Source organism: Rhizorhabdus argentea (assembly GCF_037861105.1).
Taxonomy (GTDB): Bacteria; Pseudomonadota; Alphaproteobacteria; order Sphingomonadales; family Sphingomonadaceae; genus Rhizorhabdus; species Rhizorhabdus argentea.
The window spans coordinates 85596-103629 of the sequence record NZ_JBANFK010000004.1 but is presented as its reverse complement, the minus strand read 5'-3'; the positions used below and the strand labels follow the sequence as shown (position 1 = coordinate 103629).

Annotated in this window: 12 protein-coding genes; 9 read left to right on the top strand and 3 right to left on the bottom strand. The window is 68.3% G+C overall.

Translation table 11 applies throughout. The features are described 5' to 3' along the window. The first annotated feature begins 96 nt into the window (after positions 1 to 96). From AAC645_RS04940 to trxA, 7 genes are all read left to right on the top strand, one after another. The gene (locus tag AAC645_RS04940) at positions 97 to 2484 is read left to right on the top strand and encodes a sensor histidine kinase (RefSeq protein WP_340314564.1); all 2388 of its coding nucleotides are present in this window, start codon (positions 97 to 99) and stop codon (positions 2482 to 2484) included. A 124-nt stretch (positions 2485 to 2608) separates the two neighbouring features. After that, positions 2609 to 3064, top strand: a complete 456-nt coding sequence (gene tsaE, locus AAC645_RS04935) for a tRNA (adenosine(37)-N6)-threonylcarbamoyltransferase complex ATPase subunit type 1 TsaE (protein ID WP_340314296.1) — start codon at positions 2609 to 2611, stop codon at positions 3062 to 3064. Further along, positions 3049 to 4020, top strand: coding sequence for an aminoglycoside phosphotransferase family protein (locus tag AAC645_RS04930; protein WP_340314295.1), 972 nt, complete (start codon positions 3049 to 3051; stop codon positions 4018 to 4020). The genes tsaE and AAC645_RS04930 overlap by 16 nt, the downstream gene beginning before the upstream one ends. Before the next feature lie 14 nt (positions 4021 to 4034). Continuing rightward, on the top strand, positions 4035 to 4775 hold the full coding sequence (locus AAC645_RS04925; protein WP_340314563.1) for a nucleotidyltransferase family protein: 741 nt from the start codon (positions 4035 to 4037) through the stop codon (positions 4773 to 4775). Positions 4776 to 4944: 169 nt separating this feature from the next. Beyond that, complete coding sequence (addB, locus tag AAC645_RS04920) at positions 4945 to 7995, top strand: double-strand break repair protein AddB (RefSeq protein ID WP_340314294.1); 3051 nt, start codon at positions 4945 to 4947, stop codon at positions 7993 to 7995. Then, a complete protein-coding gene (gene addA / locus AAC645_RS04915) occupies positions 7992 to 11417 on the top strand; it encodes a double-strand break repair helicase AddA (protein ID WP_340314291.1) in 3426 nt (1141 codons plus the stop codon). Before addB ends, addA begins: the two co-directional genes overlap by 4 nt. Before the next feature lie 49 nt (positions 11418 to 11466). Next, on the top strand, positions 11467 to 11787 hold the full coding sequence (gene trxA, locus AAC645_RS04910) for a thioredoxin TrxA (RefSeq protein ID WP_340314289.1): 321 nt from the start codon (positions 11467 to 11469) through the stop codon (positions 11785 to 11787). A 45-nt stretch (positions 11788 to 11832) separates the two neighbouring features. Here trxA and AAC645_RS04905 read toward each other — a convergent pair whose 3' ends face one another. From AAC645_RS04905 to argJ, 3 genes are all read right to left on the bottom strand, one after another. Continuing rightward, complete coding sequence (locus tag AAC645_RS04905) at positions 11833 to 12627, bottom strand: inositol monophosphatase family protein (RefSeq protein WP_340314288.1); 795 nt, start codon at positions 12625 to 12627, stop codon at positions 11833 to 11835. Further along, on the bottom strand, positions 12627 to 13238 hold the full coding sequence (locus AAC645_RS04900; protein ID WP_340314287.1) for a glutathione S-transferase family protein: 612 nt from the start codon (positions 13236 to 13238) through the stop codon (positions 12627 to 12629). The genes AAC645_RS04905 and AAC645_RS04900 overlap by 1 nt, the downstream gene beginning before the upstream one ends. Positions 13239 to 13364: 126 nt before the next feature. After that, positions 13365 to 14591, bottom strand: a complete 1227-nt coding sequence (gene argJ, locus AAC645_RS04895; RefSeq protein WP_340314286.1) for a bifunctional glutamate N-acetyltransferase/amino-acid acetyltransferase ArgJ — start codon at positions 14589 to 14591, stop codon at positions 13365 to 13367. Positions 14592 to 14795: 204 nt separating this feature from the next. On the opposite strand from argJ, the gene secA reads away from it, so the two are divergent. Then, a complete protein-coding gene (gene secA, locus AAC645_RS04890) occupies positions 14796 to 17534 on the top strand; it encodes a preprotein translocase subunit SecA (protein WP_340314285.1) in 2739 nt (912 codons plus the stop codon). Between the two features lie 88 nt (positions 17535 to 17622). Further along, positions 17623 to 17994: a YbaN family protein gene (locus AAC645_RS04885; RefSeq protein WP_340314284.1), complete on the top strand. Its 372-nt coding sequence runs from the start codon at positions 17623 to 17625 to the stop codon at positions 17992 to 17994. Positions 17995 to 18034: the final 40 nt, after the last annotated feature.

Sequence of the window (18034 nt, the reverse complement as noted above, 5' to 3'; positions counted from 1 at the left end):
ACCGTCATTCCCGCGGACGCGGGGACGACGGTGGCAATGTTTCGGCTGCATCCGTTACCATTGCAGCACGCCAATGCCGACCTTAGAAGCGTCGCCATGCAGCAGATGATCCAGCTCGACCCGGTCGCCGCACTGATGCTCGCGATCATCGTCGCGCTGTGGGTCGCGGCCGCGGTCGCAGCAATCCTCATGGGGCTGCGGCGTGACGCTGTCGCCAAGGCGCGCGCCCGCGAAATCGAGCGTCAGGCGGCCCTCCTCGCCAGCGCCCCGGCGGTGCCTTTCAGGATTGCGCTCGACGGCCGCGTCGCCGGCGATGCCCGGTTGGCCCATTGGCTCGGCCTCGCCCGGCAGCCCGCTACCGTCAACGACTTGGCGGGTAGCCCGGAGATCGGTGGCGGCGGCATCTCTGTGGTCGATGCGGAAGGGCTTGCCGCCGACGTCGCCGCGGCAATCCAGGCCGGGCGGCCATTCGAACGAGCGCTGCACCTCGCCGGCACAGATCGGGTGCTGCTCGCGCGCGGTCGGCCGGCGACGCCGCCGATCGGCGATGGCGTGATCGTCTGGCTGTTCGACAACAGCGAGAGCGAAGGCGCCATCACCCGCCTCTCGGCCGAAGCCACGGCGATCAGCGATGCGCTCGACAGCTGCCTGGCGCTGATCGAGGCGGCACCTTTCCCGATGTGGCACCGCGGGCCCGACCTCAAGCTGGCGCTGGTCAACTCGGCCTATGTCGCGGCAGTCGAGGGCGCCAGTGCCGAGGAAGTCGTCACCCGCGGCATAGAGCTGATCGATGCCGCAGAGGGCCGCGCGCCGCGCGCGACTGCGCTCGCCGCACGCGACAGCGGCCGCGTCAAGACCCATGTCGTGCCGGTCACGCTCTCCGGTCAGCGGCGGACGATGCGGATCGTGGACGTGCCGATGGGCGAGCATGGCGTCGCCGGCTATGCCTTCGACATCCAGGATCTCGAGCAGACCCGCGGCGAGCTCGGCCGCTTCCAGGAGGCTCAGCGCGAGCTGTTCGACCGGCTGTCGGCGGGCGTCGCCCAGTTCGCCCCCGATCGCAGCCTGCTCTTCTACAACCAACCCTTCCTGCAGTTTTTCTCGCTGAGCCCGGAATGGCTCGCCGACCGCCCAGAGTTCGATCGCGTGCTCGAACGGATGCGCGAGACCCAGCGGCTACCCGAAGCGCGCGACTTTCCCGGCTGGAAGACCGAGCGGCGCGGCTGGTTCAATGCCGTCGACGCGATCGAGGAGACGTGGATGCTGCCCGGCGGCCAGCATCTGCGCGTCGTCGCGCAGCCGCTGCCCAATGGCGGGCTGCTGCTGTTCTTCGAGGATCGCACCGAGCAGGTCCAGCTATCGAGCGCCCGCGACACGCTGCTGCGCGTGCGTACCGCGACCTTCGACAATCTGTTCGAGGCGATTGGCGTGTTCGCGTCGGATGGGCGGTTGCACATCTGGAATCAGAGCTTCCGCGACATCTGGGGCCTGTCCGAAGCCGATCTCGCGCAAAATCTGCGCGTCGACGCGATGGTCGAGCTGGTAGCGGCCAAGCTCGCGGAGCCGTCACGCGCGCAGCTGCTGCGTGACCTCGTCCGCATCGCCACCGTAGACCGCCAGGCCCGCACCGGGCGGATGGCGCTCGCCGACGGCCGCTATTTCGATTTCGCGGTGGTGCCGCTGCCGGATGGCAACGCGCTGTTCACGCTGCTCGACATCACGGCTTCACGCGGGATCGAGGAGGCGCTGCGCGGCCGCGCCGATGCGCTCGAGGAAGCCGACAAGCTCAAGACCGCCTTCGTCGCCAATATGAGCTACGAGCTGCGCGTGCCGCTGACCTCGATCGCCGGTTTCGCCGAGCTTCTGGACGCCGGTTATGCGGGCGACTTGCCGCCGGTGGCAGGCGAATATGTCAAAGCGATCCTGTCGTCGGTCGGCCGGCTCGGATCGCTGGTCGAGGACGTGCTGGATCTCACCCAGGGCGCTTCCGGCAATCTCCCGCTCTCGGAGGAGCATGTCGATGTCGGCGTGCTGCTGAACGAAGCGGTCACATCGGCGAGCAGCGCCGCCAAGGCGAAGCCGGTGTCGCTGCTGGTCGATATCGAACCCGAGCTCGGCCTGATGCGCGGCGATCCGCGCCGCCTGCGCCAGATCGCGGATCACCTGCTCAACAATGCGATCAGCTATACGCCGCCCAACGGCCGCGTCACGATCCGGGTCCATGGCGACGATGACATGATCATCTGGACGGTTTCCGACACCGGTCACGGCATGGATGCCGCCCAGCGAGCCAAGGTGTTCGACAGCTATCCTCGCATCGACGCGAATAACGAGGAGGGCACGCAGCTGATCGGCATCGGCCTGCCGCTCACCCGCCAGCTGGTCGAGGCGCATGGCGGCTCGATCGCGCTCGAGAGCGAGCCGGGCCGCGGGACGACCGTGACCATCCACCTGCCGCGCCGCCACGGCGAGATGGTCCTATAGGATGTCTCGAGCTTCCCTCTGCCCGTCACTCCGGCGCAGGCCGGGGTTTCGGTCGTCCAGGACGGAGTTGATGTCGCGAACCACGATGGAGATCCCGGCCTCCGCCGGGATGACGGACTAGCTCATGCGCCTGACCGGCCCTGCAGAAACCGTCGCCGCCGGCGCTGCGCTGGCCGCTGTGCTGCGGGTGGGCGACGTGGTCGCGCTCAATGGCGATCTCGGCACCGGCAAGACGACCTTCGCCCGCGGGCTGCTCCAGGCGCTCGGCTTCGCGGGCGAAGTGCCCAGCCCCAGCTTCCCGATCGTCATTCCCTATGCCCCACCCGATCTCATCCTGCCGCTGTGGCATGTCGATCTCTACCGCATCGACGACGCCGGGGAGATTGAGGAACTCGGCCTCGACGAGGCTCTTGCCGACAGCGCGCTGCTGATCGAGTGGCCCGAACGGATGGGCGCGAGGCTGTGGCCCGAAGCCTTGCGCCTGCACTTCGAACGCGCCGAAGGTCCTGGCGGCGAGGATGCACGCCGCTTGACTTGGCACGTGCCGGCGGCATGGGAAGGCCGATGGCCGCCCCGATGATTCCGCCCCCGCATGCCCCCGCCTTCCTCGACGATGCCGGCTGGCATGGCGCTGCGATCCTGCCGCTGGCCGGCGACGCCAGCTTCCGCCGCTATTTCCGCGTCGAACGCGACGGGCAGAGCGCGGTGCTGATGGACGCACCGCCCGAACATGAGGACAGCCGCCCGTTTCTCGCCGTGGCACGCCACCTCGACCGGATCGGATTTCGCGCGCCACGCATCCTCGCCGAGGATCTCGGCCGGGGGCTGATCCTGCTCGAGGATTTCGGCGACGCCCGGATGAAGGAGGTGATCGAGGGCGATCCCGCCGCGGAGACGCCGATCTACGCGCAGGCGATCGATCTGCTAGCCGATCTACACGCCGCCGGCCCCGGTGATCTGCCGCCCTATGACATGACGGTGTACCAGCGCGAGGCGGGGCTGTTCCCCGAATGGTATATGCCCGCCGTCGGGCTCGATGGCGACGCGGACGCTTATCGAGTCGCCTGGGACGCCGCGCTCGCGCCGATCGCCGCCGACCGGTCGATCACCGTGCTGCGCGATTATCATGCCGAGAATATCATGCTGCTCAGCGATGGCAGCCTCGGCCTGCTCGATTTCCAGGACGCGCTCGCCGGCCACGCCGCCTACGACCTCGTGTCGCTGCTCCAGGATGCGCGCCGCGACGTTTCGCCCGCGCTTGAGGCAGCGATGATCGCGCGCTATGCCGCCCGCCGCTCCTTCGACGACGCGGCCTATGCGCTGCTCGGTGCCCAGCGCAACGCCAAGATCCTCGGCATTTTCACGCGGTTGTGGAAGCGCGACGGCAAGCCGCGCTACCTTGCTTTCCAGCCGCGTGTCTGGGCCTATCTGGAGCGTGACCTGGCGCATCCCGCGCTCGCGCCGGTCAAGGCCTGGTTCGACGTCCATGTCCCGCCGTCGGCGCGGGCGGCGCACTGGGAAGGGTTCGCGGCGTGAGCTTCGCCAAGCCGATGTCTTTGCGTCCCAATCCGGTCCAGCCGCCGATCGGCACCGCGATGGTGCTCGCCGCGGGGCTCGGCAAGCGAATGCGCCCACTCACGGCGACGCGGCCCAAGCCGCTCGTCGAGGTCGCCGGCAAGCCGCTGCTCGACCATGTCCTCGATCGGCTGCGCAGCGCCGGGATTCCCCGGGTCGTGGTCAATGTCCACTATCTCGCCGATGCGCTCGAAGCGCACCTCAGGCGGAAGGCGGGCGACCTGGACATCCAGGTTTCCGACGAGCGCGGCCTGCTGCTGGAAACCGGCGGCGGCGTGGCCAAGGCGCTGCCGCTGATCGCCGACGAACGCTTCCTCATCGCCAACAGCGACAATCTGTGGATCGACGGCCCGGTCGATGCGATCCGGCTGCTCGCCGACCGCTGGGACGACGCGGAGATGGATGCGCTGCTGCTGCTGGTGCCGCTGGCGCGGGCCAACTGCCATAGCGGGCTCGGCGATTTCCACATGGACCCGGCCGGTCGCATCAGCCGACGGCGCGCCGCCAGGGTGGCGCCCTTCGTGTTCACCGGAGTGCAGCTCGTCTCGAAGCGGCTGTTCGCCGACCTGCCGGAGGGCCCCTTCTCCTTCAACCTGCTGTGGGACCGCGCCATCGCCGCCGGCCGGGCTTACGGCGTGTCGCACCAGGGCCTGTGGTTCGACGTCGGCACCCCGCCCGCGATCGGCAAGACCGAGGCGATGCTGGGTTTCGGCTGATCCTTCTACTTCCTCGTCATGCCAGCGCAGGCTGGCATCTCAGTAGATCGCGAGACGACGTACCGGCTGGAGCCGCCCGAGATGCCAGCCTGCGCTGGCATGAGGTTTATGTCATGGCGCCACGCTGCCCCTTTCGCTGCACCGACGATCGGGTAGACTGGCCGAGCCGATGACTACCCCCACCGTCTTCACCATCCCCGCGCATCGCGCCTTCGCAGACGCGCTCGCGGGTGGGCTGATCGCGCGCTATGGCCCGGATCCGCTTGGCCTCGCCCGCGCTGCGATCCTGGTGCCGAACAACCGCGCCGCCCGTGCGATCAGCGATGCCTTCGTGCGCCGGGCCGAGGGCGGGCTGCTGCTGCCACGGCTGGTCGCCATCGGCGATCCCGAGTTCGACGAACGGCTCGGCGGCCTGCTCGATCCGCTCGGCACGGAGGACGCCGACCCCGTCCCGCCGGCGATCGATCCGCTCGAACGGCAGATGATCCTCGCGCGGCTGACCAGCGAAGCGCGCGCCGCGGCCGGCGATCCGATCGACGGCGGCGAGGCGATCCGGCTGGCGGGCGAGCTCGGCCGCACCCTCGACCAACTGCTGATCGAACAGGTGCCGCCATCGAAGCTGCGCGATCTCGCAGATCTGCCCGACCTGTCCGAGCATTGGCAGCGCTCGCTCGACATGCTCGATGCGATCCTGACGCGCTGGCCCCAGGAGCTGCAGGCGCGTGGCCGGATCGACCTTGCCGAGCGCCGCAACCGCCTGCTCGACCGCGTCGCCCGCAACTGGCGCGCGACCCCGCCGCCCGGCCCGGTGATCGCCGCCGGCATCAGCAGCACGACCCCCGCCGTGGCCAGGCTGCTCGGCGTCGTCGCGCGGCTGCCGCAGGGCATGGTGGTGCTGCCCGGCGTCGACACAATCTCGCCGCGCGAGGAATGGGACGCGCTCGGCCCCCATAAGAGCGGCGATGATGGATCGCGTCCGCCGCGGCCGATCGAAAGCCATCCGCAATATGCGCTGAAGCTGCTGCTCGACCAGATGGATGTCGGCCTCGACGAGGTCGAAACCTGGCGCTGGGGCGGCGGGCGCGACGCGCGCGCAATCCGGGCGAAAGCGATCGCTAACGCGATGGCCCCCGCCGCCTTTACCGACAAATGGCATAGGCTGCCGCCCGCCGAGCGGCGGCTGACCGGCGTGCGCGCGATCGAGCTCGCCAACCCGTCAGAGGAAGCCCAGACGATAGCGCTGGCGCTGCGCGAGGCGATCGAGGTCCCTGGCCGGACAGCGGCACTCGTCACCCCCGATCGTGTGCTGGCGCGGCGGGTCGCGGCGCATCTGGCGCGCTGGGGGATCGTCGCCGACGACAGCGCCGGCACGCCGCTATCGCTGACCCCGGCCGGAACGCTGCTGCTGGCGATTGCCGAGGCTGCGGCCGAGGGCTTTGCGCCGGTGCCGCTGCTCGCCCTGCTCAAGCATCCCCTGGTGAAACGCGGCGACACTCGCGGTGCTTGGCTGGACGGAGTGCGCAAGCTCGACATGGCGCTGCGTGGTCCGCGCCCGCCCGGTGGCCTGACGGGGATCGCGCGATTTCTTGCTGATGGCGACCGATATTCGGCACGCGTGCGGGCGCCGGCGCAAAGTTGGTGGAGCGAGGCCAAGGCGCTGCTGGAGCCGCTGGAAGCGGCGTTCTCGTTTCCGTTCGTGTCGAGCGAAGTCGAGACACACGCCACCAGGCAAGCGTCCCTCGACTTCGCTCGGGACGAACGGGCTTTCGCGGCTTTACTCGCCGCCGTCCGCGAAGCCGTCACCACCCTCTCCGGCGACGCCGGCTGGTCCGGCCCCGACGGCCGCGCCGCTGCCGATCTCATTGCCGATCTCGAGGCCGCGGCCCCGCTCGGCCCGGCCGGCTTCGAACCCGCCAGCCTCGCGCCGACGTTACGGCTCATGATGGACGCCATCGCGGTACGCCCGCCGCAGGGGGGGCATCCGCGGCTGTCGATCTGGGGCCTGCTCGAAGCGCGGCTCCAGCATGCCGACCTGATGGTCCTCGGCGGGCTCAACGAAGGCATATGGCCGACGCTGCCGAGCCCGGACCCCTGGCTCGCCCCGCGCATCCGCGCCGAGCTGGGCCTGAGCGGCCTGGAGCGGCGGATCGGTCTGTCGGCGCACGACTTCGCAATGGCGCTCGGCGCGCCCGAGGTGATCGTCACCCGCGCGCGGCGCGATGCCCGCGCGCCCACCATAGCCTCGCGCTTCTGGCTGCGGCTCGAAGCGATGACCGGCGGGATGACCCGCGAGCATCGCCTGCCGAACTGGGCGGCGGCGCTCGACCGCCCGGCCGACCGGCTCTGGTACAAACGCCCCGCCCCGACGCCGCCGGTCGCGGACCGCCCGACCGTCATCGCCGTCACCAAGCTTGATCGGCTGCAGGCCGATCCCTTCGCCTTCTATGCCGATGCGATGCTCAGGCTGCGCCCGCTCGACGCGGTCGACGCCGATCCCACCCCGGCCTGGCGCGGCACCGCGGTCCATGCGGTGTTCGAAGCCTGGATGAAGCAGGACGGCTGCGATCCCGCCAAGCTGCTGCCGCGTGCCGAGGCGATGCTCGCCGACATGGCCGCCCACCCGGTGATGCGGGCGCTGTGGGAACCGCGGCTGATGGAAGCGCTGCGCTGGGTTGCGGCGCAGATGGACGAGGCTGCGCTCGCCGGCCGCAAGCCGGTCGCGGCCGAGATCGATGGCGAAACCAAGCTTGCCGGCATCACCCTGAAGGGCAAGGTGGATCGGATCGACCGCCTCGCCGACGGCACGCTTGCGATCGTCGACTACAAGACCGGCAAGCCGCCCAGCGCCGCGCAAGTCCAGGCCGGCTATGCGATGCAGCTCGGCCTGCTCGGGCTGATCGCCGCGCGCGGCGGCTTCGACGATGTGCAGGGCGATCCGCTGACCTTCGAATATTGGTCGCTCGCCAAGGACAAGGATGCCTTCGGCCAGATCCGCAGCCCAGCCGGTGGCAAGAACGGCATTCCCCCTGAGAATTTCATCGCCCATGCCGAAGCGATATTGCGGCAGGCGGTCGAGCGGTGGCTGACCGGCAGCGATCCCTTCACCGCCAAGATCGCACCCGAATATGCGCCCTATGCCGATTATGACCAGCTGATGCGGCTCGACGAATGGTATGGCCGCGACGCCGATGCAGGCCAAGGCGAAGGAGCGGCAGCATGAGCGCGCGCCTGAAACCGCTCGATCCGCTCCAGCCGCAGCAGCGCGACGCCTCCAATCCCCGCGAGCTCGTCTGGTTGTCGGCGTCGGCGGGCACCGGCAAGACCCATGTGCTGACCGCGCGAGTGCTGCGGCTGCTGCTCGGCGGCGCTGCGCCCGAATCGATCCTGTGCCTGACCTTCACCAAGGCCGGCGCCGCCGAAATGGCCGAGCGCATCCACCGGCGCCTCGCCCATTGGGCCGGCCTGAAGGATGACCGCAAGCTGGCGCAGGATCTGACGCGGCTGGGTGAGGACAGCGACGTGGAGGCCCTCAGGCGCGCGCGCCGATTGTTCGCGCGCGTGCTCGACGCGCCCGGCGGCGGCCTGCGCATCCAGACAATCCACGCCTTCTGTCAGACACTGCTCGCCGGCTTCCCGGCCGAGGCCGGGCTCACCCCCGGCTTCCGGCCGATCGAAGGGCGCGAGGAGGCGGCGTTGGCGCGCCGCACCCTCGCCGACATGCTCGAGGTTGCCACCCGAGGCGGCGATCTGCCGCTGATCCGCGACGTCCAGGCGCTGAGCCTCCGCCTCGGCGAGGCCGGGGTCGAAGCCTATCTGCTCGATTGCGCCCGCGCGCCCGACGCGCTGGCCGGGCTCGGCACGCGCGAGACGATCGAGCCGCGGCTACGCCACGCACTCGGCGCGCCGCTCGGCGATGTCGAGGAGGCGATCGAGAAGGGCTGCGCCGAACTCGATCTCGATTGCCTGCAGGCGATCGCCACCGCGAACGGCGCCTGGGGCACCAAGAGCGGGCTCGACCATGCCGATATCGTCGCCGCATTCCTCGCCGCCGCGCCCAAGGCGCGCGCCGCTATGCTCGACGAGCTTATCGGCGTCGCGCTGACCAAATCGGGGGAGCCACGCAAATATTCGCAGAAGCTGATCGACGCCGAGCCGCTGTATGTGGATCATTGCGGCAGGCTCGCCGAACAGGTCGGCGCCCTGCTGTCGCTGCGCATCCGCGCCGCGCTCGCCGCGACGATCGCCGCGGGCCTGCGCGCCGGCCAGGCCTATGCCGCCGCCTATGCCCACGCGAAGCGCACCGCTGGCCTCGTCGACTTCGACGACCTGATCCGCGCCGCCGTGCGCCTGCTCGACACGCCCGGCATGGGCGACTGGGTGCGCTTCAAGCTCGACCAGACCACCGACCACATCCTTGTCGACGAGGCGCAGGACACCAATGCCGCGCAGTGGGCGATCGTCGACCGGCTCGCGGAGGAGTTCTTTGCCGGGGCGGGCGCGCGCGGGCAGGCGCTGCGCACCATCTTCACCGTCGGTGACTTCAAGCAGGCGATCTTCGGCTTCCAGGGCACCGACCCCCGCGAGTTCGAGCGGGCCCGGCTCCAGTTCGCCTTGAAGGCGCTCCACGCCGAGCGCGAATTTCTCGACCTGTCGCTCGACCGGAGCTTCCGCTCCGCGCCCGCGGTGCTCGAATTGGTCGACCAGCTCGTCACCGATCTGGGCCATGAGACGATGGGCCTGTTCACCCCGGCCGAGCGCCATGCCGCGCATCACCACATCCCCGGCCGCGTCACGCTGTGGCGACCGTTAGCGCATGACGAGGCGATCGACGACGAAGGCGAGGAGGGGTTCGCCGACAGCGCGACCCGCGCCTATGCCACCCGTCTCGCCAAGCAGGTGAAGCAGTGGATCGACGACCGGCTGTGGCTCGCGAGCAAGAAGCGGCCGATCCGGCCCGAGGATATCCTGATCCTGGTGCGCCGCCGCGCGGACCTCGCCTCGCTGATCGTCGCGCGGCTCCATGCCGAGAAGGTGCCGGTCGCCGGCGTCGACCGGCTGCGGCTGACCGCGCCCCTCGGCGTCAAGGATCTGCTCGCGGCGATGCGCTTCGCCGTTCAGCGCGAGGATGATCTGAGCCTCGCCGCCCTGCTGGTGTCGCCGCTGTTCGGCTGGGATCAGGAGCAGCTCTACCGCGTCGCCTTCCGCCGCAGGCGCGCGCTGATCGATACGGTGCGCGCATCGGGCGATGGCGATACCATCGCGGCTCTCGACGACATCCTTGGCCGCGCCGACTTCACCACGCCCTATCGCTTCCTCGAGCATCTGCTCACCGGGCCGCTCGACGGCCGACGCAAGCTGCTGCGCCGCTTGGGCGCCGAGGCGCGCGATCCGATCGAGGAACTGCTCGGCGCCGCGCTCCAGTTCGAGGGCACCGCCACCGCCAGCCTGCAGCGCTTCCTCGACTGGTTCGACCGTGGCGACGTCGAGATCATCCGTGACCCTTCCGCCCCGCTCGATGCCGTGCGGGTGATGACGGTGCATGGCTCCAAGGGACTCGAAGCCCCGCTCGTCATCCTGGCCGACGCCACTGCCGATCCGGATCTCAGCCCCGAGCGGCGGCTCGACTGGGCGCTGGACGAGGGATCGCTGCCGGTGCCGATCCTGCGCCCGCGCCGGCACGAGATGGTCGAGGCGCTGCGCGAAGATGCCGAACAGCTCAGGGTTCGGGAACGGCAGGAGCATTGGCGGCTGCTCTATGTCGCCCTGACGCGCGCCCAGGAGCATCTGGTGATCGGCGGCGCGCTCGGCATCCGCGCGAAAGGAGTGCCGCCCGCCGCCAGCTGGTATCAGGCGGTCGACCAGGCGATGGCCGGCCTCGGCTGCGATCCCGTCGACGACGGGCTGTGGACCAGCGCGCGCCATTATCACGGCATGGTGAAGCCGGGCACGGCCGCCGCCGCCCGCTCGCGCAGCGAAGCGCCGCGGCTGGCCGAACCGGTCTGGCTGCGGACGCCCGCTCCGATTGAGGCGCGTCCGCCCCGGCCGCTGGCGCCATCCTCGATCGGCACCGACGACATCGCCGATCCCCCACCATCGGCGGCGCTGCGCGAGGCGGCACGGCGCGGCACGCTGCTCCATGCCCTGTTCGAGCGGCTACCGGGGATCGCACCGCCAGATCGGGGCGCCGTAGCGGAACGCTGGCTGCTGGGCTCGGCGGGCGTCGACGACCCTGGCTATGCCCGCCAGCTCGCTAGCGACGCCTGCCGGGTGATCGCCGACCCGCGTTTCGCGGCGATCTTCTCTCCCGAAGCGCTGGCCGAAGCGCCGATCGCCGCGGTGGTCGATGGCGAAGTCATTGCCGGCACGGTCGACCGGCTGCTGGTGGCCGAGGACCGCATCCTCGTCATCGACTTCAAGACCGGCCGCCGCGCACCCGCCGATCTGGCCACAGCCCCGCTGCACCATATCCGCCAGATGGCAGCCTATGCGGCGGCGCTGGGCGTGATCTTTCCTGGCCGGCCGGTGGAGGCGGCGCTGCTGTACACGGCCGGCCCGACCCTCATCCAGCTGCCCGAAGCCCTGCTGCAGGTGCACAAGCCGGGCTTTAGGCCCGAGGAGCAAAAGCAGGGGACAGGCCGTTGAGCCCAACCCCCAGCCGCCCTACATCCTGATCAACCTCAAGGAGCTTTCCATGCCGACAAAAGCCATCACCGATTCGTCCTTCCATAGCGACGTCATCTCCGCGGAAGGCCCCGTGCTCGTCGATTTCTGGGCGGAATGGTGCGGCCCGTGCAAGATGATCGGCCCCGCTCTCGAAGAAATCTCGGACGAACTGGGCGAGAAGGTCACCATCGCCAAGATCAACATCGACGAAAATCCCGATGCCCCCGGCAAGTACGGCGTGCGCGGCATCCCGACGATGATCCTGTTCAAGAACGGCCAGCCGGCCGCGACGAAGGTCGGCGCTGCGCCCAAGAGCCAGCTCAAGGGCTGGCTCGAAAGCGAACTGTAAGCTCCGCTACCCCTCTCCCGCTTGCGGGAGAGGGCCAACAAGGCCTCAATCGAACAGCACGGCCTTCGCCAGAGCCCACATTTCAGGCGTGCTCGCAGCGATCGCGCCTCGCCCCGGCACGTCGAGCCGGTAGTCCGTGCCATCGTTGCGCGCGATCCTGCCGCCGGCTTCCTCCAGCATCAGCGCGCCTGGCGCATGATCCCAGACCTGGGTGCGCTCGAACAGCGCGATGTCGTTCTGGCCCAGGATCAGCCGGGGATATTGCTCGCCGGCGCAGCGCGGGATGTCGACGATCTCGATCCGGCCCTCGGCACGGCGACGAACGTCCGCCTGACGGTCTTCCGGCATGAAATAGGTGGCGATGGCCGCTTTCGGCAGGGCACCGTCCGAGCGGCGCGCCCGGACCGCGACGCCGTCGATGAAGCAGCCGCCGCCGCGCACCGCATGGCAGACCCGCCCCCCGATCGGATCGAGAATCCATCCCGCTTCGCGCGCGCCGTCGATCGCCAGCCCAATCATGATCGCGAAGGGCGGCTTGCCCTCGGTGAAATTGTTGGTGCCGTCGAGCGGGTCGATGATCCACGCGATGCCCTCGCCGACCTGGTCGACAATCGAGGGATCGGCGGCAACAGCCTCCTCCCCGATGATCCGCGCGCCCGGCAGCAGCCGCGCAAGCGCCTCGCTCAGCAGCGCTTCCGATTCGCGATCGACGATCGTCACGAAATCGCCGGGCGTCTTCTCCGCATAGTCATCGGTCGACAGCTTGCGGAAGCGCGGCATCATGATGTCGCGCGCCACCGTCCGCATCAGATCGAGGACGGGCTGGTAGAGGCTGTGCATCAGCTCAGCGGGATCATGACGTTGGCCGCATAGCCGGGCCGCGCCTTCAGCCGCGCATACCAGTCTGCGACATGCGGACAGTCGGGCCGCTCGATGTCGATCGCATACCAGGTGTGGGCATAGACCCCCATCGGGATGTCGCCGATTCCGAAATCGTCGCCGGTCAGCCAGGGCTTTTGCGCCAGTGCCGCGTCGAGGATCGTCATCATCTCCCCGCACTTCCTGGCCGACGCGGCAATCGCCGCCGGATCGCGGTCGGCGGGTGCGTAGCGGACCATGTTCAGGAAAGCGGCGCGCTGCGCATCGGCATAGCCGAACTGCCAGTCCATCCAGCGGTCCGCAGATGCGCGCTCCTCCAGGTGGGACGGCCAGAGCTCCGAGGCATATTTGCTCGCAAGATAGCGCAGGATCGCGTTCGATTCCCACAGCACGAAGCCGTCATCCTCGATCGTCGGCACCAGCCGGTTCGGGTTCATCGCCAGATAGGCGTCGGTATAGCCGAAGCTGCCGCCGATATCGTGGCGGACATGCCGCATGCCGATCTCGTCGGCCGCCCACGCCACCTTCTTGACGTTGTGCGAGTTGAGGCGGCCCCAGATGATCAGCGACATGTCGACTCCGTCTGTGCCCTATCGTCATCCCAGCGAAAGCTGGGATCTCCCTGCCTTCGTCCCGAGACACGGAAGAAGAGAGATTCCAGCCTTCGCTGGAATGACGTGGATATGGAGCTGATGCACTCAGCTCCGATAGTCCGCGTTAATCGAGATATAGCCATGGGTGAGGTCGCATGTCCAAACCGTTGCGCGGCCATGGCCGATGCCGAGGTCCACGCCGATATCGATTTCGCGGCCCTTGAGGTGCGCCGCGACCGGCGCCTCGTCATAACCTTCGACTGCCAGCCCTCCACTCGCCACCTGGGTGGCGCCGAAGCGGATCGACAGCTTGTCGCGCTCGGCCGGCTCGCCCGCCTTGCCGACAGCCATCACCACGCGGCCCCAATTGGCGTCCTCGCCGGCGATCGCTGTCTTCACCAGCGGCGAGTTGGCGATCGATAGGGCGATGCGGTGCGCGCTGGCGTCGCTCTCGGCGCCTTCGACGGTGATGGCGATGAACTTCGACGCGCCCTCGCCGTCGCGCACCACCAGATGCGCGAGCTGGAGGCAGACATCGGTGAGCGCCGCCTGGAAGGCATCGGCGCCGGCATCCTCGATCGACTCCAGCGGGGCGTTCCCCGCCGCACCGGTCGCGAAAGCGAGCACAGTATCGCTGGTGGAAGTGTCGCCATCGACGGTGATGCAGGAGAAGCTCCGGCCATTCGCCTGGTCGAGCATCGCCTGAAGCAGCGGCGCCGCGATCGCGGCATCGGTGAAGACGAAGCCGAGCATCGTCGCCATATCCGGCGCGATCATCCCCGAACCCTTGATGATCCCCACCAGATCGACCCGCGTGCCGCCGATCATCGCCGATGCGGTCGCGGCCTTGGCAAAGGTGTCGGTGGTCATGATCGCTTCGGCGGCCTGTTTCCACCTTGCCTCCGGCGCAGTCAGTACCGCGTCGATTCCAGCCTCGGCCTTGTCGATCGGCAGCGGCACACCGATCACCCCGGTCGAGGCGACATAGACGTCCGAAGGTTTGCAGCCGATCGCGCCCGCGACCCGCGCGGTGATCGCCTCGACCGCCGCCCGGCCACGACTGCCGGTGAAGGCGTTCGAGTTGCCGGCATTCACCACGAGCGCCCGCGCCCGGCCCAGCGGCAACGCGGCACGGCACCATTCGACCTCGGGCGACGGACATTTGCTCTTGGTCGTGACGCCGGCGACGACGCTGTCCTCGGCCAGGGCGATATAGGTCAGGTCGGCCCGCTCCCACGCCTTGTACCCCGCTCGCGTCACGGCCGCGCGCACGCCGGCGATCGGGGGCAGCGCGGGAAAGGCGGCGGGGGCAAGCGGCGAAATTTCGGTCATGGGATACTCCGGAAGTGCGGCTTCTATAGGGAGGAGGGTCAAACTTTGAAATATCGGACGAAAGCCGTTCCTGACCTGGAACGTGTATGGCACATCATCGTTAGGGCGGCGAATTGACGTAGTCGGCCCCGACACCTATCTGCACCCGCACGATCGCGAGGTGGCCGAAACGCCGCCCGCGCGCCCATGTTTCAAGGAATGCCCATGCTCGGCGGCCTCGCCAAAGCCATCTTCGGGTCGTCGAACGACCGCTATGTGAAGTCGTTGCGCCCGATCATCCAGCGCATTGCGAGCTTCGAGCCGACGCTGGAGGCAATGAGCGACGAGGAACTGGCGGGCCAGACCACGGTCTTTCGCAAGCGCCTCGACGAAGGCCAGGCGCTCGATTCGCTGCTTCCGGAGGCCTTCGCGACGGTCCGCGAAGCCGCCCGGCGCGTGCTCGGCCAGCGGCACTATGACGTCCAGATGATCGGCGGCATCGTCCTGCATCGCGGCGAGATCGCCGAGATGCGGACCGGCGAAGGCAAGACACTGGTCGCAACGCTCGCGGTTTATCTCAACGCCCTGCCCGGCGAGGGCGTGCATGTCGTCACCGTCAACGACTATCTCGCCAGTCGCGACGCCGAGTGGATGGGCCGGGTCTATCGCTTCCTGGGCCTGACCGTCGGCGTGATCGTCCCGAACCTGAGCGATCATCAGCGCCGCGATGCCTATGCCTGCGACATCACCTACGGCACCAACAACGAGTTCGGCTTCGACTATCTGCGCGACAACATGAAGTACGAGCGTAGCTCGATGGTGCAGCGCCCGTTCAAGTTCGCCGTGGTGGACGAAGTCGATTCGGTGCTGATCGACGAAGCGCGTACGCCGCTGATCATCTCCGGCCCGACCGACGACAAGTCCGAGCTGTACAAGCAGGTCAACGCGATCGTGCAGCAGGTCATGCCGGTTGACTACGAACTCGACGAAAAGGCGCGCTCGGTGGTGCTGACCGAGGACGGCACCGAGCGGATCGAGCGGCTGCTCGAGGATGCCGGGCTGCTCGAGGGCGCCAACCTCTATGATTTCGAGAACACCCAGGTCGTCCATCACCTGAACCAGGCGATGAAGGCGAACATCGTGTTCAAGGCCGACATCGATTATATCGTCAAGGACGGCAAGGTCGTCATCATCGACGAGTTCACCGGCCGGATGATGGACGGGCGGCGCTGGTCGGACGGCCTGCATCAGGCGGTCGAGGCCAAGGAGGGTGTCCAGATCGAGCCCGAGAACCAGACGCTCGCCTCGATCACCTTCCAGAATTATTTTCGCATGTACCCCAAGCTCGGCGGCATGACCGGCACGGCGGCGACCGAAGCGCCGGAATTCTACCAGATCTACAAGATGAACGTCGTCACCATCCCGACCAACCTGCCGGTCAAGCGGATCGATCAGGACGACGAGTTCTACAAGAACATGCAGGACAAGTTCGCCGCGATCACCCAGACGATCCGCGAGGCCAAGGAGCGCGGCCAGCCGGTGCTGGTCGGCACTGTGTCGATCGAGAAATCCGAGCTGCTATCCGAGTTCCTGACCCGCGAGGGCGTCGAGCACAAGGTGCTGAACGCGCGCTATCACGAGCAGGAAGCGCATATCGTGGCGCAGGCGGGGCGGCTGCGGGCGATCACCATCGCCACCAACATGGCCGGCCGCGGCACCGACATCCAGCTCGGCGGCAACCCCGAGTTCCGCATGCTGGACGAGCATCCCGACCTCGAGATCGGCACGCCCGAATTCGATGCCGCGGCGGAGCGCATCAAGGGGGAGATCATCGCCGAGAAGGAAGCCGTGCTCGCCGCCGGCGGCCTGTTCGTGCTCGGCACCGAGCGCCATGAGAGCCGCCGCATCGATAACCAGCTGCGCGGCCGTTCGGGCCGCCAGGGCGATCCCGGCCTCAGCCGCTTCTACTTGTCGCTCGACGACGACCTGCTGCGCATCTTCGGCCCGCAGACGATGTTCGCACGGATGATGAACAAGAACCTCGCCGATGGCGAGGCGATCGTTTCGCCCTGGATATCCAAGGCGATCGAGACGGCGCAGAAGAAGGTCGAGGCGCGCAACTACGACATCCGCAAACAGGTCGTCGAATATGACGACGTGATGAACGACCAGCGCAAGGTGATCTACGAGCAGCGCGCCGACATCATGGATGCCGACACGGTCGACGAGGTCGTATCCGACATGCGCGCCGATACAGCCAACGTGATCGTCGGTGAAGCCTGCCCGCCCCACTCCTATCCCGAACAGTGGAACGTGGAGTTGCTGAAGGTGCGTGCCGCCGAGACGCTGGGCATCGAGCCGCCGTTCGACGAATGGGTGGCCGAGGACGGCATCGATCCCGAAAAGCTCGCCGAGCGGGTGCTGGCCGAGGCCGACGCGGTGATCGCTGCCCAGCGCGAACTGATCGACGAGCAGAACTGGCATGGCGTCGAGAAGAGCGTGCTGCTGCAGACCCTCGACCATCACTGGAAGGAGCATCTCGCGACGCTCGACGCGCTGCGTCAGGTGATCCACCTGCGCGCCTATGCGCAGAAGACGCCGATCAACGAGTATAAGTCGGAAGCTTTCGCGCTGTTCGAGCGAATGCTGTTCGCCATCCGCGAGGAAGTGACCCGCATCCTCGCAACGGTGCGCTTCGAGTCGGCGCCGCAGGATTTTGCCGAACTGCCGCCAATGCCTGACTTCATCACCAGCCACCTCGATCCGTTCACCGGCGACGATGATTCGGCCGATCGCGACGCCGGCATGCTGGGCCTGATCACCGCGCGCGCACCGCAGGCCGCATTGGGCGTCGCCGGCGACGATTTCCTGATCCCGCCGGAAGTCGCCGCCAATCTCGGTCGCAACTCGCCCTGCCCGTGCGGATCGGGCCGCAAGTACAAGCACTGCCACGGCGCGCTTTAGGGGCCATAGCGATGGCTTCGCAGCAACAGCAACGCCGGCCGAAGCCGTTCGTGCCGAACGACCGGTTCTAGGGCGGGGCGGTCGAGGCATGCATGGCCCCGTCAAGCGTTGGGGCTGGTTCGCGCTGGGATGGGCGATGGTCGCGCTCGGCTTCATCGGGTTGCTGCTGCCGGTGATGCCCACGACGATCTTTCTAATCCTGGCGGCCGGCTGTTTCAGCCATTCTAGCCCCCGCTTCGAAGCGTGGCTGCTCGATCATCGCTGGTTCGGCGCCTCGATTCGCCGCTGGCGCGAGCGGGGCGCCATCCCGCGCAAGGCGAAGATCGTCGCGATCACGAGCATGGCCGGCGGCTATGCGGTGATGCTGTTCACGGTGCGGCCGATATGGTGGCTGGCGGTCATCGTAGCGTCGGCGCTGGTCGCCTGCGCCGTCTATGTGGCGACGCGGCCCGATGCATGAACCTGCGTTCGCCGACCGGCCAGGTCCACAGTTAACCAAA

Bases quoted from the DNA above. Each gene is read 5' to 3' on its own strand.
- AAC645_RS04940 (WP_340314564.1), top strand. From the start codon at position 97: ATGCAGCAGATGATCCAGCTCGACCCGGTCGCCGCACTGATGCTCGCG.
- tsaE (WP_340314296.1), top strand. From the start codon at position 2,609: ATGCGCCTGACCGGCCCTGCAGAAACCGTCGCCGCCGGCGCTGCGCTG.
- AAC645_RS04930 (WP_340314295.1), top strand. From the start codon at position 3,049: ATGGCCGCCCCGATGATTCCGCCCCCGCATGCCCCCGCCTTCCTCGAC.
- AAC645_RS04925 (WP_340314563.1), top strand. From the start codon at position 4,035: ATGTCTTTGCGTCCCAATCCGGTCCAGCCGCCGATCGGCACCGCGATG.
- addB (WP_340314294.1), top strand. From the start codon at position 4,945: ATGACTACCCCCACCGTCTTCACCATCCCCGCGCATCGCGCCTTCGCA.
- addA (WP_340314291.1), top strand. From the start codon at position 7,992: ATGAGCGCGCGCCTGAAACCGCTCGATCCGCTCCAGCCGCAGCAGCGC.
- trxA (WP_340314289.1), top strand. From the start codon at position 11,467: ATGCCGACAAAAGCCATCACCGATTCGTCCTTCCATAGCGACGTCATC.
- AAC645_RS04905 (WP_340314288.1), bottom strand. From the start codon at position 12,627: ATGCACAGCCTCTACCAGCCCGTCCTCGATCTGATGCGGACGGTGGCG.
- AAC645_RS04900 (WP_340314287.1), bottom strand. From the start codon at position 13,238: ATGTCGCTGATCATCTGGGGCCGCCTCAACTCGCACAACGTCAAGAAG.
- argJ (WP_340314286.1), bottom strand. From the start codon at position 14,591: ATGACCGAAATTTCGCCGCTTGCCCCCGCCGCCTTTCCCGCGCTGCCC.
- secA (WP_340314285.1), top strand. From the start codon at position 14,796: ATGCTCGGCGGCCTCGCCAAAGCCATCTTCGGGTCGTCGAACGACCGC.
- AAC645_RS04885 (WP_340314284.1), top strand. From the start codon at position 17,623: ATGCATGGCCCCGTCAAGCGTTGGGGCTGGTTCGCGCTGGGATGGGCG.